Annotated in this window: 19 protein-coding genes; 11 read left to right on the top strand and 8 right to left on the bottom strand. The window is 43.7% G+C overall.

Translation table 11 applies throughout. The features are described 5' to 3' along the window. Positions 1–9: 9 nt before the first annotated feature. Genes E5A76_RS06260 through E5A76_RS06245 form a run of 4 tightly spaced genes read right to left on the bottom strand, consistent with a single transcriptional unit; the run spans position 10 to position 2,390 of the window. Positions 10–465: a DoxX family protein gene (locus tag E5A76_RS06260; RefSeq protein WP_161118419.1), complete on the bottom strand. Its 456-nt coding sequence runs from the start codon at positions 463–465 to the stop codon at positions 10–12. Continuing rightward, on the bottom strand, positions 458–1,285 hold the full coding sequence (locus tag E5A76_RS06255; protein ID WP_161118418.1) for an HvfC/BufC N-terminal domain-containing protein: 828 nt from the start codon (positions 1,283–1,285) through the stop codon (positions 458–460). The genes E5A76_RS06260 and E5A76_RS06255 overlap by 8 nt, the downstream gene beginning before the upstream one ends. Further along, positions 1,212–2,126, bottom strand: coding sequence for an MNIO family bufferin maturase (gene bufB / locus E5A76_RS06250; protein ID WP_161118417.1), 915 nt, complete (start codon positions 2,124–2,126; stop codon positions 1,212–1,214). The genes E5A76_RS06255 and bufB overlap by 74 nt, the downstream gene beginning before the upstream one ends. Continuing rightward, positions 2,127–2,390, bottom strand: coding sequence for a BufA1 family periplasmic bufferin-type metallophore (locus E5A76_RS06245; RefSeq protein ID WP_053986643.1), 264 nt, complete (start codon positions 2,388–2,390; stop codon positions 2,127–2,129). It abuts the gene before it with no gap. Between the two features lie 219 nt (positions 2,391–2,609). On the opposite strand from E5A76_RS06245, the gene uvrD reads away from it, so the two are divergent. Further along, entirely contained in the window at positions 2,610–4,781 is a 2,172-nt protein-coding gene (uvrD, locus tag E5A76_RS06240) for a DNA helicase II (protein ID WP_008985978.1), read from the top strand. Between the two features lie 100 nt (positions 4,782–4,881). Here the strand turns inward: uvrD and ggt are convergent, their stop codons facing one another. Further along, positions 4,882–6,645 (bottom strand): gamma-glutamyltransferase, encoded by a 1,764-nt coding sequence (ggt, locus tag E5A76_RS06235; RefSeq protein WP_161118416.1) that lies wholly within the window; start codon positions 6,643–6,645, stop codon positions 4,882–4,884. Between the two features lie 117 nt (positions 6,646–6,762). Then, on the bottom strand, positions 6,763–7,686 hold the full coding sequence (gene rarD, locus E5A76_RS06230) for an EamA family transporter RarD (protein ID WP_161118415.1): 924 nt from the start codon (positions 7,684–7,686) through the stop codon (positions 6,763–6,765). Between the two features lie 206 nt (positions 7,687–7,892). Between rarD and recQ the strand changes: the two genes are divergently transcribed. The 4 genes from recQ (at position 7,893) to E5A76_RS06210 (ending at position 11,748) form a co-directional block, all read left to right on the top strand. Further along, positions 7,893–9,743, top strand: coding sequence for an ATP-dependent DNA helicase RecQ (recQ, locus tag E5A76_RS06225; protein ID WP_161118414.1), 1,851 nt, complete (start codon positions 7,893–7,895; stop codon positions 9,741–9,743). Between the two features lie 339 nt (positions 9,744–10,082). After that, positions 10,083–10,388: a DUF3630 family protein gene (locus E5A76_RS06220; protein ID WP_161118413.1), complete on the top strand. Its 306-nt coding sequence runs from the start codon at positions 10,083–10,085 to the stop codon at positions 10,386–10,388. A gap of 134 nt (positions 10,389–10,522) precedes the next feature. After that, complete coding sequence (locus tag E5A76_RS06215) at positions 10,523–11,227, top strand: 7-cyano-7-deazaguanine/7-aminomethyl-7-deazaguanine transporter (RefSeq protein WP_161118412.1); 705 nt, start codon at positions 10,523–10,525, stop codon at positions 11,225–11,227. Between the two features lie 77 nt (positions 11,228–11,304). Then, a complete protein-coding gene (locus tag E5A76_RS06210; RefSeq protein WP_161118411.1) occupies positions 11,305–11,748 on the top strand; it encodes a GNAT family N-acetyltransferase in 444 nt (147 codons plus the stop codon). Positions 11,749–11,895: 147 nt separating this feature from the next. Here E5A76_RS06210 and E5A76_RS06205 read toward each other — a convergent pair whose 3' ends face one another. After that, positions 11,896–12,099 carry a hypothetical protein gene (locus E5A76_RS06205; protein WP_161118410.1) on the bottom strand — a complete coding sequence of 68 codons (204 nt, stop codon included), beginning with the start codon at positions 12,097–12,099 and terminating at the stop codon, positions 11,896–11,898. 423 nt (positions 12,100–12,522) lie between these two features. On the opposite strand from E5A76_RS06205, the gene polA reads away from it, so the two are divergent. Further along, on the top strand, positions 12,523–15,294 hold the full coding sequence (polA, locus tag E5A76_RS06200) for a DNA polymerase I (protein ID WP_161118409.1): 2,772 nt from the start codon (positions 12,523–12,525) through the stop codon (positions 15,292–15,294). Between the two features lie 193 nt (positions 15,295–15,487). Then, the gene (locus tag E5A76_RS20820; protein WP_438616993.1) at positions 15,488–15,535 is read left to right on the top strand and encodes a hypothetical protein; all 48 of its coding nucleotides are present in this window, start codon (positions 15,488–15,490) and stop codon (positions 15,533–15,535) included. Positions 15,536–16,238: 703 nt separating this feature from the next. On the opposite strand, the gene yihA is transcribed toward E5A76_RS20820, so the two are convergent. Beyond that, positions 16,239–16,904, bottom strand: coding sequence for a ribosome biogenesis GTP-binding protein YihA/YsxC (yihA, locus tag E5A76_RS06195; protein WP_053986635.1), 666 nt, complete (start codon positions 16,902–16,904; stop codon positions 16,239–16,241). 157 nt (positions 16,905–17,061) lie between these two features. Here yihA and E5A76_RS06190 point away from each other — a divergent pair, with 157 nt between their 5' ends. From E5A76_RS06190 to E5A76_RS06175, 4 genes are all read left to right on the top strand, one after another. After that, positions 17,062–17,685 (top strand): c-type cytochrome, encoded by a 624-nt coding sequence (locus E5A76_RS06190; RefSeq protein ID WP_053986634.1) that lies wholly within the window; start codon positions 17,062–17,064, stop codon positions 17,683–17,685. 947 nt (positions 17,686–18,632) lie between these two features. Beyond that, a complete protein-coding gene (locus E5A76_RS06185) occupies positions 18,633–19,274 on the top strand; it encodes a class I SAM-dependent methyltransferase (protein WP_161118408.1) in 642 nt (213 codons plus the stop codon). After that, positions 19,274–19,819, top strand: a complete 546-nt coding sequence (yihI, locus tag E5A76_RS06180; RefSeq protein ID WP_053986632.1) for a Der GTPase-activating protein YihI — start codon at positions 19,274–19,276, stop codon at positions 19,817–19,819. Before E5A76_RS06185 ends, yihI begins: the two co-directional genes overlap by 1 nt. A gap of 3 nt (positions 19,820–19,822) precedes the next feature. Beyond that, on the top strand, positions 19,823–20,305 hold the full coding sequence (locus E5A76_RS06175; RefSeq protein WP_081001617.1) for a DUF2489 domain-containing protein: 483 nt from the start codon (positions 19,823–19,825) through the stop codon (positions 20,303–20,305). Positions 20,306–20,366: the final 61 nt, after the last annotated feature.

The raw sequence follows: 20,366 nt of genomic DNA, 5'->3' as shown, positions 1-20,366 counted from the left end.
TGGACTTGGTTAACAAGATGAATGTTGAGGAGTTTGGCGATTGAGAAAGTGATCTAATGAAAAGCTGCCCGCCCCCCAAATGATATTGACCAATAACATCATTCCCCATAGCTGGTGATCGTAAAATCCTTGCTCCCATAATACCGGGTAAGAGATCACGGCTATGGCATTGAACACGAAAAGTAACAGCGCCATTGGTCGAGTAAATAACCCTAGCGTAAGAAAAATAGGCACAATTACTTCAACGGCAGTACCAATATAGGCGGCCCATAGCCAAGGCATAAAGGGAACTTGGTATTCGTTTTCAAATAGGTATAAGGTGCTATCCCAGCTAGAAAACTTGATCATGCCCGATTGGAAAAAGACCCATGCGACCCATAGCCGAGTAAAGAGCAAAAGCACAGGGATCAGTGGCGTGGTTAAGCATGAAAATACGGGATCGATACGGCGAATAAAACTATCCATCGTTAGCCTCCAAGATATCGTCAACTAATTGGTACTGAAGTAAATAAGGTAGCTGCGCTAGCATTTCATCTGAGGCTTTATTGAGTGGTTTTTGCTGTTGGCAATGGATGAGTAGTGCGCCTAACTGGGCAGAAATACCTTGGGTGAAAATGTATCGGTTACGCTGCTGAATAAGGATGGTTTGCGGCTGATGAATATCTAACTCAGCAAAGGGATCGTTGTTAGCCGATGTTGCTGTTTGTGTTGTTTGTGTTGTTTCCAACATCTCGTTTTGTACCAGTTGCCATAATGCACCCACGTTATAGGGACTATTCATCACATAGGTTGCAGCTGGAATATGAAAATAATGGCGACCAAAAGCATCAAGATCATCACTGTTTTGCAGCTGTTGTAGTTTTTCTAATGGAAATTGATGCTGCTGGGTAGGCATGCGGCTTACGACATCTCGATACCACTCCAATTGCGCAAGATCGACCAGATAAGGCAAAGCTTTATTGACCGTTGGGCTTTTTGCGATCGTGACATGAAACCCTTCACCATACATGCAGACATCACCTTCATTCAGTGGTGAATGAAGAATATGTAGCCTTGCTAATTGGACAAAACAATCATGTCCAATCATGGCTTTTACAGTGGGATACACGGCCGCTAAGATCTCGGTGAGACTAAGAATAAAATTATTACGATAAATTTGTAGTCGCTGCTCAGCACTAAAGTGGTTGGCATTGATCGCTTGAGACACCGAGCTATCTTGATATTGCAGGGCTTTGGCAAAGGATTGTTGGATGTGGTGAAGATTGTTCTTTACAGCATATTTCATGATGATGTTCTCGTTTAAGAATAACGTCAGCTTTAGCCGCTTCAGCGAGTAATCTTTCTAATGGTGGTAAATCCGCATCCCATTCAATCAAGGTGGGAAAATGTTTACCGTGCTGCTCTACCCATTGACGGTAAAGTTGCCACACTGGCTCACTAACAGGCTGGTTATGGGTGTCAATCCAGATCTCTCCTTGCGGAAAGTGTTTGACGGTAAAGCCTGCTAAGTGGATCTCTTTTACTGTTTCTGGGTTAATGGCATTTAAGTAGGTTTGGCAATCAAACTGATAGTTAAAGCTATTGACGTAAATGTTATTTAAATCCAATAACAAACCACATCCTGTGCGTTGTTGTACGGCGGTTAAAAATTCCCATTCAGGTATGACAGAATGTGCAAAGCTGAGATAACTGGATGGGTTTTCAATAAGTAGTTGTCGATTAAGCAAGTCTTGAACTTGCACAACTTTCTGACAAAAAAGATCTAACGCTTGTTCGGTATAAGGTAACGGCAGTAAATCATTAAAATATTGACCGTCAATTGAACTCCAACTGAGGTGATCGGAAACCATGATTGGGTTTACGACTTCAATCAGTTGTTTGAGTTGTTTTATATGCTCAAGGTTAATCGGATCGGCAGAGCCCAGTGATAACCCAATACCATGACAACTGATTGGGTAATGCTTCATGATTGTCATGAGTTGCTGATACTGTGGTGTATGGCGGTTAAAAAAGTTTTCACTATGAATTTCTAACCAGCCCACGCTTGGCAACTGCTCGATAAAATTTTGATGATGCGGTGAGCGTAAGCCCACCCCAATCAGATCCGTTAACCTTGAGTTATTCATTTATGCTGACTCTGTAGAGCCACCGTGAAGGCGGGCACACATGCCTTTCGGTACTGCAATAAAGGCATCTTTTTGACCATCTACTTTTGATGTGCCCGCACAAGATGAGGTTTTGGTGGCACAGTCATTCTTTCCTGCTTTTGCTACGCCATAGCATTTTTCTTTCGCTTCTCCAGCCACGGCTGAGGTAGAGGCAACACTACCGGCTAATGCGATTAAACCTGTCATTGCTGATGCTAATGCTAACTTGTTTACCTTGTTCATAATACTTCCTCTTAACATTGGTCGGTGGTGACGAGACTTTTCTTGGTTGGCGTTAAAACGCTCTTGTCTTATAGGAAAGGGGAAGTTGTCACTTTATTGCGAAAAAAAATTATAAAGATTGTAAATGGTAGAGTAAGGCAGGAAAGATGAAGATATCGAGGCAATCTTTTTTCGTGCTGTTATAATCATCACCATTGTATAAATAACCAGTAGATAGCGATGGACGTTTCACTCCTATTAGATGGGCTCAATGATAAACAAAGAGAAGCGGTGGCAGCACCGTTGGGTAACCACCTCGTACTAGCGGGTGCAGGCAGTGGTAAAACACGTGTGCTGGTTCATCGCATTGCTTGGTTGTTATCGGTAGAGCAAGCGTCACCGTACTCGATCATGTCGGTGACCTTTACCAATAAAGCGGCAGCAGAAATGCGTGGTCGTATTAATGAGTTAATGCAAGGCTCCAGTGCGGGGATGTGGAATGGTACTTTTCACGGCTTATGTCACCGCATGTTGCGTGCTCATTATCTTGATGCTCGTCTGCCCGAAGATTTCAATATCCTCGATTCTGACGATCAGATGCGTCTATTGCGCCGTTTGATCAAAGCGCAGAATTTAGATGAAAAACATTGGCCTGCCCGTCAAGCGGCGTGGTACATCAATGCCAAAAAAGATGAAGGCTTACGTCCTAAGCACGTCGAGACTTATAACGATCCGGTAGAGAAAACTTGGCTGCGTATTTATAGCGCTTACCAAGAAGCCTGTGATCGTGCGGGTATGGTAGATTTTGCCGAGTTATTGCTGCGATCTTACGAGTTATTGCGTGATAACAAGCATATTCGTGAACACTATCAAGCGCGCTTTAAGCATATTTTGGTGGACGAGTTCCAAGATACCAACAGCATTCAGTTTGCGTGGCTACGCTTAATGGCAGGGCCTGATTGCCATGTGATGATTGTCGGTGATGATGATCAGTCGATCTATGGTTGGCGTGGAGCGAAAGTAGAAAATATTCAACGTTTCTTAAATGAATTTAACGAAGCGTCGTCGATTTTCCTTGAGCAAAACTACCGCTCAACAGGCAATATTCTGAATGCAGCTAACGAACTTATCGCCAATAACAATGAGCGCATGGGTAAGAAGCTGTGGACCGAAGGCGGTGAAGGGGAGCCGATTTCGCTTTACTCTGCGTTTAACGAACTTGATGAAGCACGCTTTGCGGTGGGCAAAATCAAAGAGTGGCGTGATCAAGGCGGTAGCTTAAACGAAACGGCTTTCTTGTACCGTAGTAACGCCCAATCTCGCGTATTGGAAGAAGCACTAATTCAAGCAGGTCTGCCGTATCGTATTTACGGTGGTATGCGCTTCTTCGAGCGCCAAGAAATTAAAGATGCTTTGTCTTACATGCGTTTGATTTCAAACCGTAACGATGATGCGTCCTTTGAGCGTGTGGTTAATACCCCAACTCGTGGTTTGGGCGATCGCACCTTAGAAACCATTCGTTTAGCAGCGCGCGATCGTGGTTTAACCATGTGGCAAGCAAGTATTGCGCTGCTGGAAGAGCAGGTATTAGCGGGTCGTGCGGGTAATGCTCTACGTCGTTTTATTGAGCTTATTAATGCACTTGAAGACGACACCGCTGAATTGCCTATGTACCAACAAACTGACGAAGTGATCCGCAATTCCGGTTTACGTGCGATGTATGAGCAAGAAAAAGGCGAAAAAGCACAAGCGCGTATTGAGAACTTAGAAGAATTGGTGACCGCGACCCGTCAGTTTGAGATCCCAGAAGAAGCTGAAGACATGAGCCCATTAGCGGCGTTCTTAGCCCATGCGGCGTTAGAAGCAGGTGATGGTCAGGCGGATGACTTTGAAGATGCGGTACAGCTGATGACCATGCACAGCGCCAAAGGTCTAGAGTTCCCTGTGGTCTTTATGGTTGGTGTGGAAGAGGGCATGTTCCCAAGTTCACGCACCACCGAAGAAGTGGGACGTTTAGAAGAAGAGCGTCGTTTGTGTTACGTGGGTATGACCCGTGCGATGCAAAAGCTGTATATCACCTATGCAGAAATGCGTCGTCTATACGGTAAAGATAACTTCCATAAACCATCACGCTTTATTCGTGAAATTCCCGAGCAGTTCGTAGAAGAAGTGCGAATGAAAGCGCAAGTATCACGTCCAGCCAGCAGTGGTCGTTTTAGCCAAGCGCAAGTCAATAACAACTTTAATGAGACGGGCTTTAATTTAGGTCAGCGTGTTGAGCATCCTAAATTTGGTGAAGGCACCATCATTAATTTTGAAGGCAGTGGCGCACAAAGTCGTGTGCAAGTTGCGTTTAATGGTGAAGGCATTAAATGGCTGGTGACCCAGTACGCGAAGCTAACACCAATGTAATAAGTAGTGTTAAGCGAGCATTAATCACTTAAAGAAAATAAAGCCCAGCACATTTCGGTGTTGGGCTTTTTTGTGATTTTTTGATGATGGATACGTGGGATTATCGGCTGATCACTTTGCCTTCTCGACGTGGATCGGCGGCACCGGTGAGTAGCTCTGGAGCAATGCTAATGGCTTGAATACCCGAATTCAGATCTTTGATTTGCGTTTTATAACCCAGTTTTTCGAGTTTCGGTGCCCACGCAGTTGCTGCGGTGTTTTGCTCTAATTCAAAGGTGCCAAAACGGTTATTCATGTTCGGTAGATTGATCGCTTGCTGTAAATCCATGCCCCAATCAAGGTAAGCGACCAGCGTTTTGGCGACATAACCGATGATCTGGCTGCCACCCGGTGAGCCAATGGTTAGTACCGGTTGATTATCTTTCATCACTATTGTCGGTGTCATCGATGAGCGTGGACGCTTGCCCGGCTCAATGCGATTGGCAACAGGGACACCATCAATTTGGCTACGGAATGAGAAATCCGTGAGCTCGTTATTAAGTAAAAAGCCACGGACCATCAAACGTGAGCCAAAGCTGTTTTCAATGGTAGAGGTGAGCGATACCACATTACCTTCTTTATCAACAATAGAGAGATGGGTGGTGGATGGCAGCTCAATCGCCTCATTACTCGTTTGTTTCTGCGCATGATTCCATGGTGGTGTGCCCGGCTCTACCTTGGTTAATGCTTGCTTGCCTTGCAGTAATGCCGCACGTTGCGCTATGTAAGTTGGATCTAATAAGCCTCGGGTTGGCATGGGTACATAATCATTGTCAGCCATATAGCGACCACGATCGGCAAACGCAAGGCGTGAGGCATCACCAATTAAGCGCCAGCTTTCGGCATTATCAGCGCCTAATTTCGCCAGCGGATAATGGTTTAGCATTGCCAAGATTTGCCCTAAAGTGAGTGCACCAGAGCTTGGTGGCCCCATGCCACACACTTGATATTGACGATAAGGAGCACAAATAGGCTCTCGTTGTTTGACGCTATAGCTGGCAAGATCCATGGTATTTAATACCCCGGGATTGCCTTCTGCTTGCTGTACGGCTTCGACAATATCACGGGCAATATCACCCTGATAAAACGCTTTGGGGCCGTAATCAGCAATTTGGCGTAAGGTGTTAGCATAAGCTGGGTTTGTTAGCTTAGTACCTGCTTTTATAGGGTTGCCATCATTATCAAAAAAGTAGGCTTTGGTTGCTGGATAACGACTTAAATGCTGTGCATCTTGCTCAACCATTGCCGCTAATCGAGGGCTAACAATAAAGCCATCTTTTGCCAATTTAATCGCCGGTAAAAATAGGCTCTTCCACGCTAATTTGCCGTACTGCTCGTGGCTTCGCCACAAGAGTTTAATGGTGCCCGGTGTGCCGACAGAGCGCCCACCAACTACTGCATCATAGAATTTTAGCGGTTTACCTTGATTGTCTTGAAACAAACGGGGAGTGGCAGCAAAAGGTGCGGTTTCTCGACCATCAAAGGTTGTCATTTGGTTGTTGTCGTTATCCCAATAAACCAAGAACCCACCGCCACCAATGCCTGACGATTGAGGCTCTACTAAGCCTAAAATCAATTGTGCAGTGATCATCGCATCCACTGCACTGCCGCCTTTACTTAAAACATCAGCTCCTGCTTCGCTGGCATATTTATTAGCAGTGGCGATCATCCATTCTTTACCCTTCACTAGCTGCTGAGATTGCTGACTAATGGTTGGCTCTGGCTCAATATTATCAGAGGCTTGCGATGCTTCATTGGCAAAAACAGGTAATGAAAAACAACAAGCACTCAATAACAGGGCAAAAGGTGGGGCAAACCTTGGCATAGATGATCCTTCTGAGTGGGCTAAATGACGTAACTGAACACTATTTTATACTTTAAATTTATAGATTTAGGTAATAAAAATGAGAGATATATCATACATATCAAATGATCTTTCACATCACGGTGCTTTGCGGTGTCGTTTCCCCCCAGATGACTGTAAACGGTGAGTACGAATACCATCAACACTGAATAACAACAGGGCGAACCAAATACAGCCAAAGGTGAGCCCATGCTCTAATTTAAACGGTTCTTGATAAAGAAAAATGGCGAGAATAAACATTAAACTTGGGCCAATATATTGAAAGAAACCTAAGGTCGAGAATCTCAATTTGGTGGCAGCGCCAGTAAAACACAGTAGCGGTAAGGTGGTCACAATCCCTGCGGCCAGTAAGAGTAGGTTTAGATTTAGTGGGTTTTGACCAAGATTGGCAGTAGGGCTATCAGTAATAAAGATAAGGTAAATGGCTGCTAGCGGTAGCAGCACACAAGTTTCAATAAAAAGACCGGTTTGAGCATCAATATTGATTTTCTTACGGAGCAACCCATAAAAGCCAAAACTGATCGCAAGGGCAAAAGCAATCCAAGGGAGTGAGCCAAATTGGATCAGTTCTGCAATCACGCCAATGGCAGCAATCAGTACCGCTCCCCATTGCAGCGGGCGTAATCTTTCCCCTAACACAAGCATTCCAAGCAACACGTTGAGCAGTGGGTTGATGTAATACCCTAAGCTGGCATCCAAAATATAATTGTTATTCACTGCCCAGATAAAAATGAGCCAATTACAGCCGACTAATAGAGCAGAGATGAGGAGCAAAAAGAGGGTTTTGGGCTGCTTTAAGATCGCGCTAACACGATGGCGTTGACGACCAATGATGATAAGCAGGGCGAGAAAAAAGAATGACCAAATCACCCGATGGCTCAGGATCTCCAAGGCAGTGACTTGTGATAGTGATTTGAAATAAATCGGTGCGATGCCCCACATGGTGTAGGCCGCAATGGCGAGAATAATGCCACGTTTGGCTAGATTGTTGTTCTCTTCCATGAAACTCCAAATCTAAAGTTGGTTAAATTTTATTCTTTAGCAGTATATATAGTGAAGTGGTGATTATTCCAGTATTTATTTTTATTGTGGGAGAAAAGGTTAGAGAAAAACAGGGCTGCGTTTTTCATTGATAGCCCAGTTAGTGCCTCGCATCAATGGGGACTTTAGGTATAGAATGAACGCCCTGTTTAGCCAAGAGCCTTACCATGTCATCCGTTTGTCACAGTGAACCTTGTTCTGCGTTATCTGCTCCTTGTTGTGAATCTGTTCTCCAAGATGTTTTTGGTTACCAGCAATTTCGCGTGGGTCAACAGGATGTGATTGATGCCGTTAACCGTGATGAAGATTGTTTGGTGATCATGCCAACAGGCGGTGGTAAATCCTTGTGCTACCAGATCCCTGCTTTATTAAAAGAGGGAGTAACCTTGGTTATTTCCCCTTTGATCTCCTTGATGAAAGATCAGGTCGACCAACTCAAAGCCAATGGTGTTGCTGCCGCTTACATTAACTCCACCATGAGCCGTGATGACATTTTTGCGGTGTTTGAAGCGATGCAAGCCGGCAACGTGAAACTGGTATATGTCTCACCGGAGCGCGTGTTAACCCACGACTTTATTGATCGCTTGCGTGATGTGCCGCTTGCCATGGTTGCCGTCGATGAAGCCCACTGTATTTCCCAATGGGGACATGATTTTAGACCTGAATATGCGGCGTTAGGATTGCTGAAGCAGTCGTTTGATAACCTGCCCGTGATGGCACTTACTGCGACCGCTGATGAAACCACCCGTCATGACATTATCCAGCGTTTGGGCTTATCGAAGCCCCATGAGTATTTGGGCAGTTTTGATCGTCCGAATATCCGTTACACCTTGTGGGAAAAGCACAAGCCGCTGACGCAAATCATTCGCTATATCGAAGGGATGCGAGGCCAATGCGGTATCATTTATTGTAATAGCCGTAAAAAGGTAGAGCAGATCAGCGAGAAGTTGCGAGACAATGGTATTCGTGCCGAAGCCTATCATGCTGGGCTTGAGCATGCCGAACGTGTACATGTGCAAGAGGCTTTTCAACGTGATGATATTCATGTTGTGGTGGCTACCGTTGCCTTTGGCATGGGGATCAACAAACCCAATGTCCGTTTTGTGGTGCATTTTGATATTCCCCGCAATATCGAATCCTATTACCAAGAAACAGGGCGTGCAGGGCGTGATGGCTTACCAGCTGAAGCGGTCATGTTTTACGATCCTGCTGACTTAGCGTGGTTACGTCGCTGCTTAGATGAAAAGCCAGAAGGGCAACAAAAAGATGTTGAGCGACATAAACTCAATGCGATGGGCGCTTTTGCCGAAGCGCAAACCTGCCGTCGTCAGGTATTATTGCATTATTTTGGTGAGCACCGTGATGAGCCGTGTGGTAACTGCGATGTGTGTTTAGATCCGCCTAAGCGTTTCAATGCGGTGGAGGTGGCGCAAAAAGCGTTATCTTGTGTCTACCGTGTGCAGCAAAGCTTTGGTATTACCTATATTGTGGAAGTGCTGCGTGGGATGCAAAACCAACGCATTCGAGAGCATGGACATGACAAACTCAGCACTTATGGCATCGGTCGTGATTACAGCCATGAGTATTGGGTTAGTGTATTACGCCAGTTAATTCATTTAGGGTACTTAACTCAAAATATTAGTCGTAACTCGGTGTTGCAGCTAACGGAAAAAGCCCGTCCTTTATTGCGTGCAGAAGTCAGCTTAGAGCTTGCAGTACCTCGGCTGGATAACATTGCCCGTACGATGAAAGTGAACAAGTTGGTGAATCGTCAGTACGATAAAAAGCTTTTTGCCAAGTTGCGTAAATTGCGTAAAGCCATTGCTGATGAAGAAGATCTGCCACCATACGTGGTATTTAATGATGCTAGCTTAATGGAAATGGCAGAGCGATTACCGACATCAAACGGCGATTTTCTGGCAGTAAACGGGGTTGGGCAGCGAAAACTTGAGAAATATGGTGAGGTGTTTCTTGGTTTGATCCGCGATCATTTACTGGCGATTGATGAGCCACACTAAGCAGATAGCATAAAAGACAGGTATAAAAAAACCGGGCTCATGGTAAGCCCGGCTAGAATGCGTTAAAGAAACAGCCTTAATAGGGTGTTTGGTCACGACAAAACAGCTTGCGTATTTGGTGGAATATTCATTTCACCGGACTGCTAGGTCATGCGACGGGACTCGCGATAACGTGCTCTAGCAGCAGCCTAATAAGACCATGATGAGAAGTGGAATACTAGAGCAACCTTAACCTTTGTAATGCTAATTAACACTTGGTTACATCAAGGGCTAACAGGGATTGAAAGCCACTATTTAAAGTAATAGACCCAAGTCACTTGGGTATAAATAGGAGTCATGATGACAGCAGTAACAAGTCACCTATTCGGTATTCGTCAGTTTGATCGCGACGCACGTTTTTTATCGATTAAAAGTCCTGAATTTGATTTCGATAGTTTTGATACGATCGCAGGATCCTTCTTACTCGCCATTGATGCGACTGTGGTAGAGAAAGAGAGCAATGCAGATCTGCATATTTGGTTGATTGATTTTGAAGGTTGTCGTTTGCTGTTAAAAGGTGAGCATTACAGTGGGGCGTTATGGCTTGAAGCTATGAGTGACGACGATGAAGAAACACTCACCTTTATTGCGAGCTTATTAAATTAATTTTGCTGGTAAGATCAAAAGCTAGGCAAGCAAGCTGGTTTCTGTATAATCGCCGACCTGGTCGTTGTTGGCGATAAAACGCTGGCAACAAAGTATGTTTGGGTTCCCTCCCCCCATTGACAAAAAGGTCTCACATGACGACTGCTTTATCTCAATCTAACGCAACACCTTCTTTTACTCCGCAACAACAACGTAAAGCTTTAGGCTACTTAGTGCTATTTCACCTTTTGGTGATCGCATCAAGTAACTACTTAGTGCAACTCCCGTTTACCGTATTTGGTTATCACACCACATGGGGCGCATTTACTTTTCCTTTTATCTTTCTTGCTACTGATTTGACTGTCCGCATTTTTGGAGCAGGCATGGCACGTAAGATCATTTTTCGCGTCATGATGCCCGCTTTAGTGGTGTCGTATGTCTTATCGGTCGTGTTTTTCCAAGGTGAATATCAAGGGTTAGGTCACTTAGGTGAGTTTAATCTGTTTGTTGCTCGTATTGCGATTGCAAGCTTTATGGCTTACTTGTTAGGGCAAATCTTAGATGTGTCGGTGTTTAACCGTCTACGTCAGTTAAAGCAATGGTGGGTAGCACCAACGGCTTCTACTATTTTTGGTAATGCTATTGATACCATCGCTTTCTTCGGTATTGCGTTTTACCATAGCCCAGATCCATTTATGGCAGCAAACTGGACGGAAATCGCGCTGGTAGATTACAGCTTTAAACTGATCATCAGCTTAGGTTTGTTTGTGCCGATGTACGGTGTCTTGCTCAATTACTTAATTGGTAAACTAACCGCAGTATCGCCACAGCCTTTCGTGGCAGCGAAAACCAATCAATAATGATTGGGATGAAATAAAGATTACCAAGCCGATCCCATGATCGGCTTTTTTTCACTTCAATGATGGAGAATAACAACATGGATTTGCAGATAAGAGAAGCAAGCATCGAAGAAGCCCTTGCGGTGCTCCATCGTATTGTGGAATTTGCCGCTCCTATTTCTTTGGCGGAGTTAACGGCGCGTTTAGCAACCAAACCAGCTTTGATCTTAGTTGCTGAAAACCAACAACAGTTAGTTGGAGTGAAAATAGGTTATGCGCTAGATAAGCAAGTATTTTATAGCTGGCTCGGTGGCGTATTGCCTGCTGGGCGTGGTCACGGGGTGGCACAAGCATTGTTAGAAGCGCAAGAAGCGTGGGTTATTGAGCAGGGCTATCAACAACTCACGGTCAAATCGAGAAACCGCTTTCCTGCAATGGCGAGATTATTAATGCGAAATGGCTATCTTATTGAAGATATAGAAAAAAAAGAGGGAGTGCTGGATTATCGATTACACTTTCGCAAAGTATTGGTTAAAAAATAACGCCTAAATGACAATTATTCTCAATAAAGTACTTGCAAGTTAATTGAGAATGGTTATTATTAACGTGCAATCAGGCGATAGGGATGGAACATAATCATATCGTTTTGATGGCACGACATTGCTCACATTGCTTCCAGTGTACTACAGCTAAGGTAGCGTGTTATTAGTGTAGGGCTGATAACCGAACACCACTTCTGCTGAGCGACGCCACATTACGTAGCGTCGCTTTTTCTTTTCTCGTCTTCTTCCACTTGTTTGATCGTTTTTTCGGCTTTGATGCATGACTGACATTGATAGGATCGTCATAACATTTATCAACGTCATACCACGATAGATTTTCAGATAACTCACGCTGTAAAAGCCTTTACTCGCTTAAAATTACCGCAATTCCTTTCGTTTTGGCGTTGTTACTAAGCAAATCGTCTGATTTTTATTGGATTATTAGGGGATAAAAGTTTATCCAAAGAAGGTTTTCCACAATGATTGATCAAATTGGGATCGAGGATCTAATTTGCCGTTAACGCATAAGTGTATGATAAAAAATAAAATCATTCTAACTTTTTAAAATTATGCAAAAAACGATCAACTGGCATAAATTAAATACTAACAAAGTTATCCACAGAAAACGGAAGGGTTGTAGAAATCATTGGTTAACACTTGCCTCAGGGCATGGCATTCTATGAGTTATTGCATTTTTTCTGTCGCTCAGCGCCTAATATGGTCGATAATAGAGCTAACTTGAACGACTTATCGCTTGGATATAAGAATAACCCTATGGCAACTATTCCAGAAAATCCATTGATCCTGATTGATGGATCCTCATACCTTTATCGTGCTTACCATGCTGCACCTAATTTTACCAACTCTGACGGCGAGCCTACTGGTGCTGTTTATGGTGTTGTGAATATGCTGCGTAGTATGTTACGCCAGTTCTCTACAGAGCATATTGCGGTGATCTTCGATGCGAAAGGTAAAACTTTCCGTGATGATATGTTCCCTGAATATAAAGCTAATCGTCCTCCAATGCCGGATGATCTTCGTGGTCAGATCGAGCCTCTACATGCTGTGATCAAAGCCATGGGCTTACCGTTGATCTCGATTTCAGGTGTTGAAGCCGATGACGTGATTGGTACGTTGGCGACTCAAGCCTCACAGCAAGGTATGCCAGTACTCATCAGTACAGGCGATAAAGATATGGCACAGCTGGTGGATCAAAATATTACCTTGATCAACACCATGACTGATGTGGTGATGGATCCTGCAGGGGTTGTGGATAAGTTTGGGATCGGTCCTGAGTTGATCATCGACTACTTGGCTCTGATGGGCGATAAAGTGGATAACATTCCAGGTGTCCCGGGTGTGGGGGAGAAAACCGCAAAAGCATTATTAACTGGCATCGGTGGTTTAGATGCGCTGTATGACAACTTAGATGACATTGCGCCGTTGGGTTTCCGTGGTTCTAAAACCATGGCAAAAAAGCTGCTTGATAATAAAGAAGCCGCTTACATGTCATACAAGCTTGCGACGATCAAATTAGATGTTGAGCTTGATGTTAAACCTGATGAACTACGTAAAGGTGTGCCAGATACTGACGCCTTAACTGAGTTGTTTGGTAAGTTGCAGTTCCGTCGTTGGCTAACCGAAATGTTAGAAGGTAGCGATGGCCGTATTGTTGCAGATGAACAATCTGGCAATGCGCCAGTTGAGAAAAAAGCGGTTGCCCCAACCATTGATCGCAGTGGTTATGAAATCATTCTTGATGAAGCGGCTTTCAACGTATGGCTTGAACAATTAAAAGCAGCGAAAGCCTTTGCCTTTGATACTGAAACCGATGGTTTGGACTACATGACCGCCAATGTGGTCGGTGTTTCTTTTGCCATTGAAGAAGGTAAAGCGGCCTATGTGCCAGTGGCTCATGATTACCTTGATGCACCAACACAGCTTGATCGTGATTGGGTTCTCGCTCAATTAAAACCGCTGCTTGAAGATCTAAACCAAGCCAAAATTGGTCAGAACTTAAAGTTTGATGCCAGCATTGTGGCGCGTTACGGCATAGAAATGCAGGGTATTGTGTTTGATACCATGCTGGAATCTTATGTCTTTAACAGTGTTGTTGGTCGTCATGACATGGATAGCCTAGCACTGCGTTATTTAGAGCATAAGAACATCAGTTTTGAAGAGATCGCCGGTAAAGGTAAAAAACAGCTTACGTTCAATCAGATCGATTTAGCGCAAGCAGGTCCTTATGCGGCAGAAGATGCTGATATTACTCTGCGTTTACACAATGCGTTATATCCAAAAGTGGAAGCTGACGACAAGCTTAAGCACGTTTTTGAAACTATTGAAATGCCATTAGTGCCTGTGCTTTCACGTATGGAGCGTACGGGTGTGTATGTCGATAGCATGTTGCTTGGTGCTCAATCGACAGAAATTGCAGCACGTCTTGATGAGCTTGAGAAAAAAGCGTTTGAGCTCGCTGAGCAAGAATTTAATTTAAGCTCGCCAAAACAGCTGCAAGCGATCCTGTTCGAGAAGATGGGCTTACCGGTTCTGAAGAAAACGCCATCGGGAACACCTTCAACCAATGAAGAAGTGCTACAAGAGCTGGCGCTTGATTACCCATTGCCTAAGTTGATTTTAGAATATCGCGGACTTGCAAAACTGAAATCTACTTACACCGATAAACTACCTAAGATGGTTAACCCTGCAACGGGTCGAGTTCACACTTCTTACCATCAAGCTGTTACAGCAACAGGTCGTCTATCATCAAGCGATCCAAACCTGCAGAATATTCCAGTACGTAATGAAGAAGGCCGCCGTATTCGCCAAGCGTTCGTGGCACAAAGTGGCTACAAGATCTTAGCGGTCGACTATTCACAAATTGAATTACGTATCATGGCGCATTTATCAGGTGATAAAGCGCTGTTGGATGCTTTCTGTCATGGCAAAGATATCCACGCGGCAACAGCTGCTGAAATCCTTGGCTTAGATATTGAGCAGGTAAGCAGTGAGCAACGTCGTCGTGCCAAAGCGATCAACTTTGGTTTGATCTATGGCATGAGTGCATTCGGTTTGGCGAAGCAGCTAGATATGGGACGTAACGAAGCGCAAGATTACATGAATGTGTACTTTGAGCGCTACCCTGGTGTGCTGGAGTACATGGAAAGCACTCGTAATACGGCGTCAGAAAAAGGTTATGTTGAGACGTTATTTGGTCGTCGTTTGTACTTGCCTGATATTAAGTCTCGTAATGGTCTACGTCGTAAAGCAGCAGAGCGTGCAGCGATCAACGCCCCAATGCAAGGTACGGCTGCCGACATTATTAAACTTGCGATGATTGCAGTTGATAATTGGGTACAGCAACAACCTCAAGATGAAGTCCGTTTATTAATGCAAGTACACGATGAATTGGTGTTTGAAGTGAAAGAATCTGCACTGGAATCGGTAACAGCTGAAGTGAAAGCATTGATGGAGCAAGCAGCTACATTAGACGTGCCATTGATCGCTGATGCAGGTTTCGGTGATAACTGGGATCAAGCGCACTAAGAACAAGTTGTAATCATCAAACTTATCATTAAATAGTCAGCCATTCGCTGGCTATTTTTTTTGTTAAAAATAAGCGCCCAATAAAAACGCAAATGTAAAATTTACTTACAACAAAGTGAAAAAAAACTACATCAAGGGGTTCCAAAAACTGCACATTTGATATACAGTTACAGACGTAGGGTACAGAGGTAAGATGTTCTATCTTTCAGACCTTTTGTTTCACGTTATTGGATTTGGCTGATTCAGCCGCCCTGGTCTCACTTTGGACCGGGGCGTTTTTTATTGGGCGCTAGTCAACTTTTCCATCTCGCTTCATCTCTCTCTTTTATTGTTTTCCTTCTTTATTACACCTGCCCGTTTTTGTACTATTTATCATCAATAAATGGACTAAATATGGTTTTTGCGAGCTATTTAGCCTGTTAATTACCCATTTTATATTTTTACTGATGATGATTTCGTTAGTTTTTTAGAGTAAATACTTTAAAAAATAAAAACAGGCGTTATACTAAATACAGCTTCTTGTTCATATTTGCTGTTAAGAGCTGGTGTGATTATCAACTCAGCAACAAATCCATGAAATAACCATTCCTGAACTTTTGGGAGTGGTTTTTTTTTGCTTATTTTTTAGGATGGCAGGTTTGTAATAAACTTCCAAAATAAAAATCAGCTTATTAACATTTTACGTTGTTATTTTGTTAAGAAAATAATGTGCTAATGAAAGCAAGGATAGAGAACATTTATATTGAGACTGGGTAATATAACGGGTGGAGAGTCTCAAAAATTAGTGCAACTGGAGTCAGTTAAAGGGAAGGGATTGCGTCGTGAAGGGAAATCATTCATGGTCGTTGCACAAAACTAAAACGACCTCCTATTTCTCTCCCATTGCCCCACCATGATGGTGGGGAGTTTTTCTAGCTCCTTCCTTAGAGCTAGGCATTTAAATCTTATTCTGCGTCATGCTCTGGGAATTCATCATCGCCAGCGGCAAGTACACGTTGACGCTCTAATTCTGGCGCATACCATTCATCAAGTTTGCGACGAACTTGATCCACACCGATACCTTTTAGTGAAGAGAAAGCTTCAACTTGCACATCACCACCGAATTCTAGTGTCATTTGGCGGATCTTTAGCACTTGTGCTTTACGCGCACCACTTTTCAGTTTGTCTGCTTTAGTAAGTAGTACTAATACTGGTAAACGGCTTTCAATTGCCCAACTGATCATCTGTTGGTCGAGATCTTTCATTGGGTGACGGATATCCATTAGTACCACTAGGCCTTGCAGACACTCACGGCGTTGCAGGTATTCACCTAGCGATTTTTGCCATTTTAACTTCATTTCAAGTGGTACTTGAGCAAAGCCATAGCCCGGTAAGTCGATCAAGTTACAGCCAGAAACAACTTCAAACATGTTGATCAGCTGAGTACGGCCTGGGGTTTTAGAAGTACGAGCAAGGTTCTTTTGATCCGTAATACGGTTTAGTGCACTTGATTTACCCGCATTGGAGCGACCAGCAAATGCGATCTCAACGCCTGCATCTTGTGGCAAGTGACGAATATCCGGTGCACTTGTGATAAAACTTGTATTTCTGTAGTTGAGAGGTTGATTCACTGTTAACTCCGTCAAGTCTTCATGTAGTCGACTGATTACTTTTATGTGAAATTGTGTAAAATATGTTAAACCGAGCTTGGTTTGTGGTCGTATTGTATACCATGTAACTAAGCATTACTTGTGGTAGTGGAAGCCCTATAATTATAAATGGAATGTCATGAAGAAATTAATATTAATATTAACCCTTCTTGCTAGTTATTCGGCGATGGCCGAAGAAGGCAATATCGAAGCAGGTAAAGCGAAAGCCGCAACGTGTGCAGCTTGTCACGGCACTGATGGTAACGCCGCAGCGATGCAGCAATACCCGAAACTGGCTGGACAACATCCTGCATACATTGAAAAACAATTGAAAGAGTTTAAGTTGGCAATGTCGACTGGCGGTAAACAAGGTCGTAACGATCCTGTGATGGGCGGTATGGTCGCAGCACTAACTGATCAAGATATGGCTGATCTTGCTGCTTATTTCTCTTCTTTGCCAATTTCAGATAACACCTCTTCTGAAGAGTCGATTGAAGTAGCACAACAGCTATACCGTTTTGGTGATGCCGAGCGTGGTGTCGCTGCCTGTATTGCTTGTCATGGTCCTCGTGGTAATGGCACCAGCTTATCTGGTTTCCCTAAAATATCGGGTCAGAATGCAGAGTATGTGAAACTTCAGCTTGAGAAATTCCGCTCTGGCGATCGTGCCAACGACATGAATGCGATGATGCGTTCAGTGGCTGCGAAGCTCAGTGATGAAGAGATTAATGCATTGTCACAATATGTCGGTGGATTACATTAATCATCTTTAATACGATTTAAGAAAAGCAGCCAGATGGCTGCTTTTTTATTGTCGCTATGTTGCTGTTTTAATCGTTTTTCTCAACGTTTGTTCAGAGCCATTTTTTGTCTCTGTCTTATTTGCTCAACAGCTTGTGAGAGATCTGCCATTCGTACAGGTTTATTTTGCTCTATTTTTTGTGCTCAAAAATGTAATCGTTATTAATAACAATGGGTTGCGTTAGATTGGTGTTTTTCACTATTTAAAGTGTGATATCGGCACATTGTTTCAAGAATAGATTAAGGTAAATTATCTCATGTCGACAGGGAGAGCGGCATTGGATGGAAGCGCTAGGATGGCATGAGCAGGAGCTCGAAGGATTCACAGGAAGTCTAGTTAGGATGACTAGGGTTGACGCAAGACGCGAATTGGATTGTCAGGACGACACTTAAGGATAAGGTTTGCAAAGACAAGATGTCTGAGCAATACAATGTACGAAATGGATAACGTACACACATGGATGGTGGAATTATTATCAGGAAGATAATGAGCGAAAGGGATCGCCAACTCAGGATGAGTTGAAACGCTACGGATAGGACATGGAAGAGTAAAATTCATCAGGATGATGACGAACAACAAAGTTCGCAAGGAAAGCATCAATAACAAATGGAACTTTGCTTAACCGGGATGTTACACGCTAGTTAGGATCGACTAGAAAGAATATGGAACCAGTGGTTCACATAGAGCGATAGGTGAAAACCTGTCGCTTTTTTCTTTTCTGATCTCTGAAAACTTCCACTAACAGCAATTAACTTGCTGATCTTTTATCTACCTTTCTCGTATTTACAGATTAAATTGCACAATTAGTCAGCAAAACTACATCTTCAGTGCGATTGGGTATAGAATAGCCCGTTCGATTTTACACCAGTTCCGATTTTGCTAATAATCGGCAACACCGGAGAGTGATCATGCAACTTTGTCCACTGTGTCATAGTGAACAGCATGTGTTATTTGCAGAAGATAAAAACCGTAGCTACTTTCGCTGTCAGCAATGTGCGTTGATTTTTGCCGATCCGAACGCACAACTTACGCCAGAGCAAGAAAAAGCGGTTTACGATCAGCACCAAAATAACCCTGAAGATATGGGCTATCGCCAATTTTTAAGTCGTGTTGCAACACCACTTGTGGAACGCTTACCTGCTAGTGCCTCTGAGGGATTAGATTTTGGTAGTGGCCCTGGTCCCACGCTTTCGATTATGTTGGAAGAAATGGGATATAATATGGCGATCTATGACCCGTATTTTGCACCGGATCCGAGTGTATTAACGCGTCAATATGACTTTGTCACTTGTACAGAGGCCATTGAACATTTTTATCAGCCTGCGAAGGAATGGGGGCTGCTGCTGAGTATGATCAAACCGGGCGGTTGGCTTGGTTTGATGACAAAGCTAGCAACCGATGCCGACGGTTTTAAACACTGGCATTATAAGAACGATCCAACCCACGTCAGCTTTTTTAGCCGTGATACGTTTCGCTTTTTAGCTAAACGTGATGGCTTAGAAGTTGAGTTTGTTGGTAATGATGTGATTTTGCTGAGGAAAACCCAGTAATGACCCGTAAGAAAAGAGGCCGTAAGGTTGGCTCTGAAGGCCCAGCGGTATACCGTGATAAAACCCCAAGCCAAATCGAGATTGAATCTCGTCAACGCCAAAAAGCACGTAAGCGTAAAGGCTTAAAAACTGGTAGCCGCCATTCTGCTGCAGAAGATGCAAAACAGCGTAATGCTGCACAGAAGAAAGACCCACGTTTAGGTAGTAAAAAACCAGTACCTTTGATTGTTGAGCCGAAAAAGCCAATGACCAAACAGCAACGTCGTCTCTCTGCTGAGCAAGAATTAGCGATGCTAGAAAACGATGCACAGCTAATGGTACTACTTGATCGCCTAGATGCAGGCGAGAAGTTAGGTGCAGGCTTGCAAAAACAAGTCGATCAAAAACTTGATCGCATCGAGCAGCTAATGAAGCAGCTTGGTTTAATGGAAGAAGATGAAGTTGAATTGTTCGAAGAAGACGATTACCGCCCAGCGGCGAAGTCGGACGATGATTTACTCGATCAATTTGAAAACATGGATTTAGATAAGTTCGGTAAGGAGTAACCGTTGCAGGATTTGACGCTTCTGCTTGTTATTGGTGGCACAATTGTGACCGCGCTTGGTATGTATGCTGGCTTTTTATTAGTTAAGCTATACCAACAAAATCAACGCCATAAAGTTTTTTTAGCCCGTGCTGAACAGCAACAAAAAGAGGCTATTGAAACGCGTAATAATACGATTTTAGAGAGCGTATTTGTTATTGCCGCAGCCACCAAACAAGGACAGTGTGATTTGTCTGAAGCGGCGATTCGTTTGTATAAGTTGATGGAAGCCTTGCAGGCGGATAAGAGCGTAGATTTTTCTGCGACTTACCCTGCAATTTATGAGCTATACGAGGTAGTGAAAGACATGCCACGTGGTGAAGCCCGTCAACAAACAGAGAAACGTACACGGATGCGTTTTGATCTCGAGCGAATGAAAGCTGAGACTCGACTACAAGAAACCATTGCGGTAGAGCTCGACGCTATCCTGTCAACAAAGTCTTCATGATTTGATCTGAACGATTACAACCATCGCTGAATCTGATTAGGCGATGGTTGTATTGTCTTAT

The sequence above is a fragment of the Photobacterium lucens genome (genome assembly GCF_009873615.1).
Lineage (GTDB): Bacteria > Pseudomonadota > Gammaproteobacteria > Enterobacterales > Vibrionaceae > Photobacterium > Photobacterium lucens.
The sequence above is the reverse complement of the archived record's forward strand: the minus strand, read 5'-3'. Positions and strand labels throughout refer to the sequence as shown.

Coding starts and splice junctions, on each gene's coding strand:
- E5A76_RS06260 (WP_161118419.1), bottom strand. CDS start 465: ATGGATAGTTTTATTCGCCGTATCGATCCCGTATTTTCATGCTTAACC.
- E5A76_RS06255 (WP_161118418.1), bottom strand. CDS start 1,285: ATGAAATATGCTGTAAAGAACAATCTTCACCACATCCAACAATCCTTT.
- bufB (WP_161118417.1), bottom strand. CDS start 2,126: ATGAATAACTCAAGGTTAACGGATCTGATTGGGGTGGGCTTACGCTCA.
- E5A76_RS06245 (WP_053986643.1), bottom strand. CDS start 2,390: ATGAACAAGGTAAACAAGTTAGCATTAGCATCAGCAATGACAGGTTTA.
- uvrD (WP_008985978.1), top strand. CDS start 2,610: ATGGACGTTTCACTCCTATTAGATGGGCTCAATGATAAACAAAGAGAA.
- ggt (WP_161118416.1), bottom strand. CDS start 6,645: ATGCCAAGGTTTGCCCCACCTTTTGCCCTGTTATTGAGTGCTTGTTGT.
- rarD (WP_161118415.1), bottom strand. CDS start 7,686: ATGGAAGAGAACAACAATCTAGCCAAACGTGGCATTATTCTCGCCATT.
- recQ (WP_161118414.1), top strand. CDS start 7,893: ATGTCATCCGTTTGTCACAGTGAACCTTGTTCTGCGTTATCTGCTCCT.
- E5A76_RS06220 (WP_161118413.1), top strand. CDS start 10,083: ATGACAGCAGTAACAAGTCACCTATTCGGTATTCGTCAGTTTGATCGC.
- E5A76_RS06215 (WP_161118412.1), top strand. CDS start 10,523: ATGACGACTGCTTTATCTCAATCTAACGCAACACCTTCTTTTACTCCG.
- E5A76_RS06210 (WP_161118411.1), top strand. CDS start 11,305: ATGGATTTGCAGATAAGAGAAGCAAGCATCGAAGAAGCCCTTGCGGTG.
- polA (WP_161118409.1), top strand. CDS start 12,523: ATGGCAACTATTCCAGAAAATCCATTGATCCTGATTGATGGATCCTCA.
- E5A76_RS06190 (WP_053986634.1), top strand. CDS start 17,062: ATGAAGAAATTAATATTAATATTAACCCTTCTTGCTAGTTATTCGGCG.
- E5A76_RS06185 (WP_161118408.1), top strand. CDS start 18,633: ATGCAACTTTGTCCACTGTGTCATAGTGAACAGCATGTGTTATTTGCA.
- yihI (WP_053986632.1), top strand. CDS start 19,274: ATGACCCGTAAGAAAAGAGGCCGTAAGGTTGGCTCTGAAGGCCCAGCG.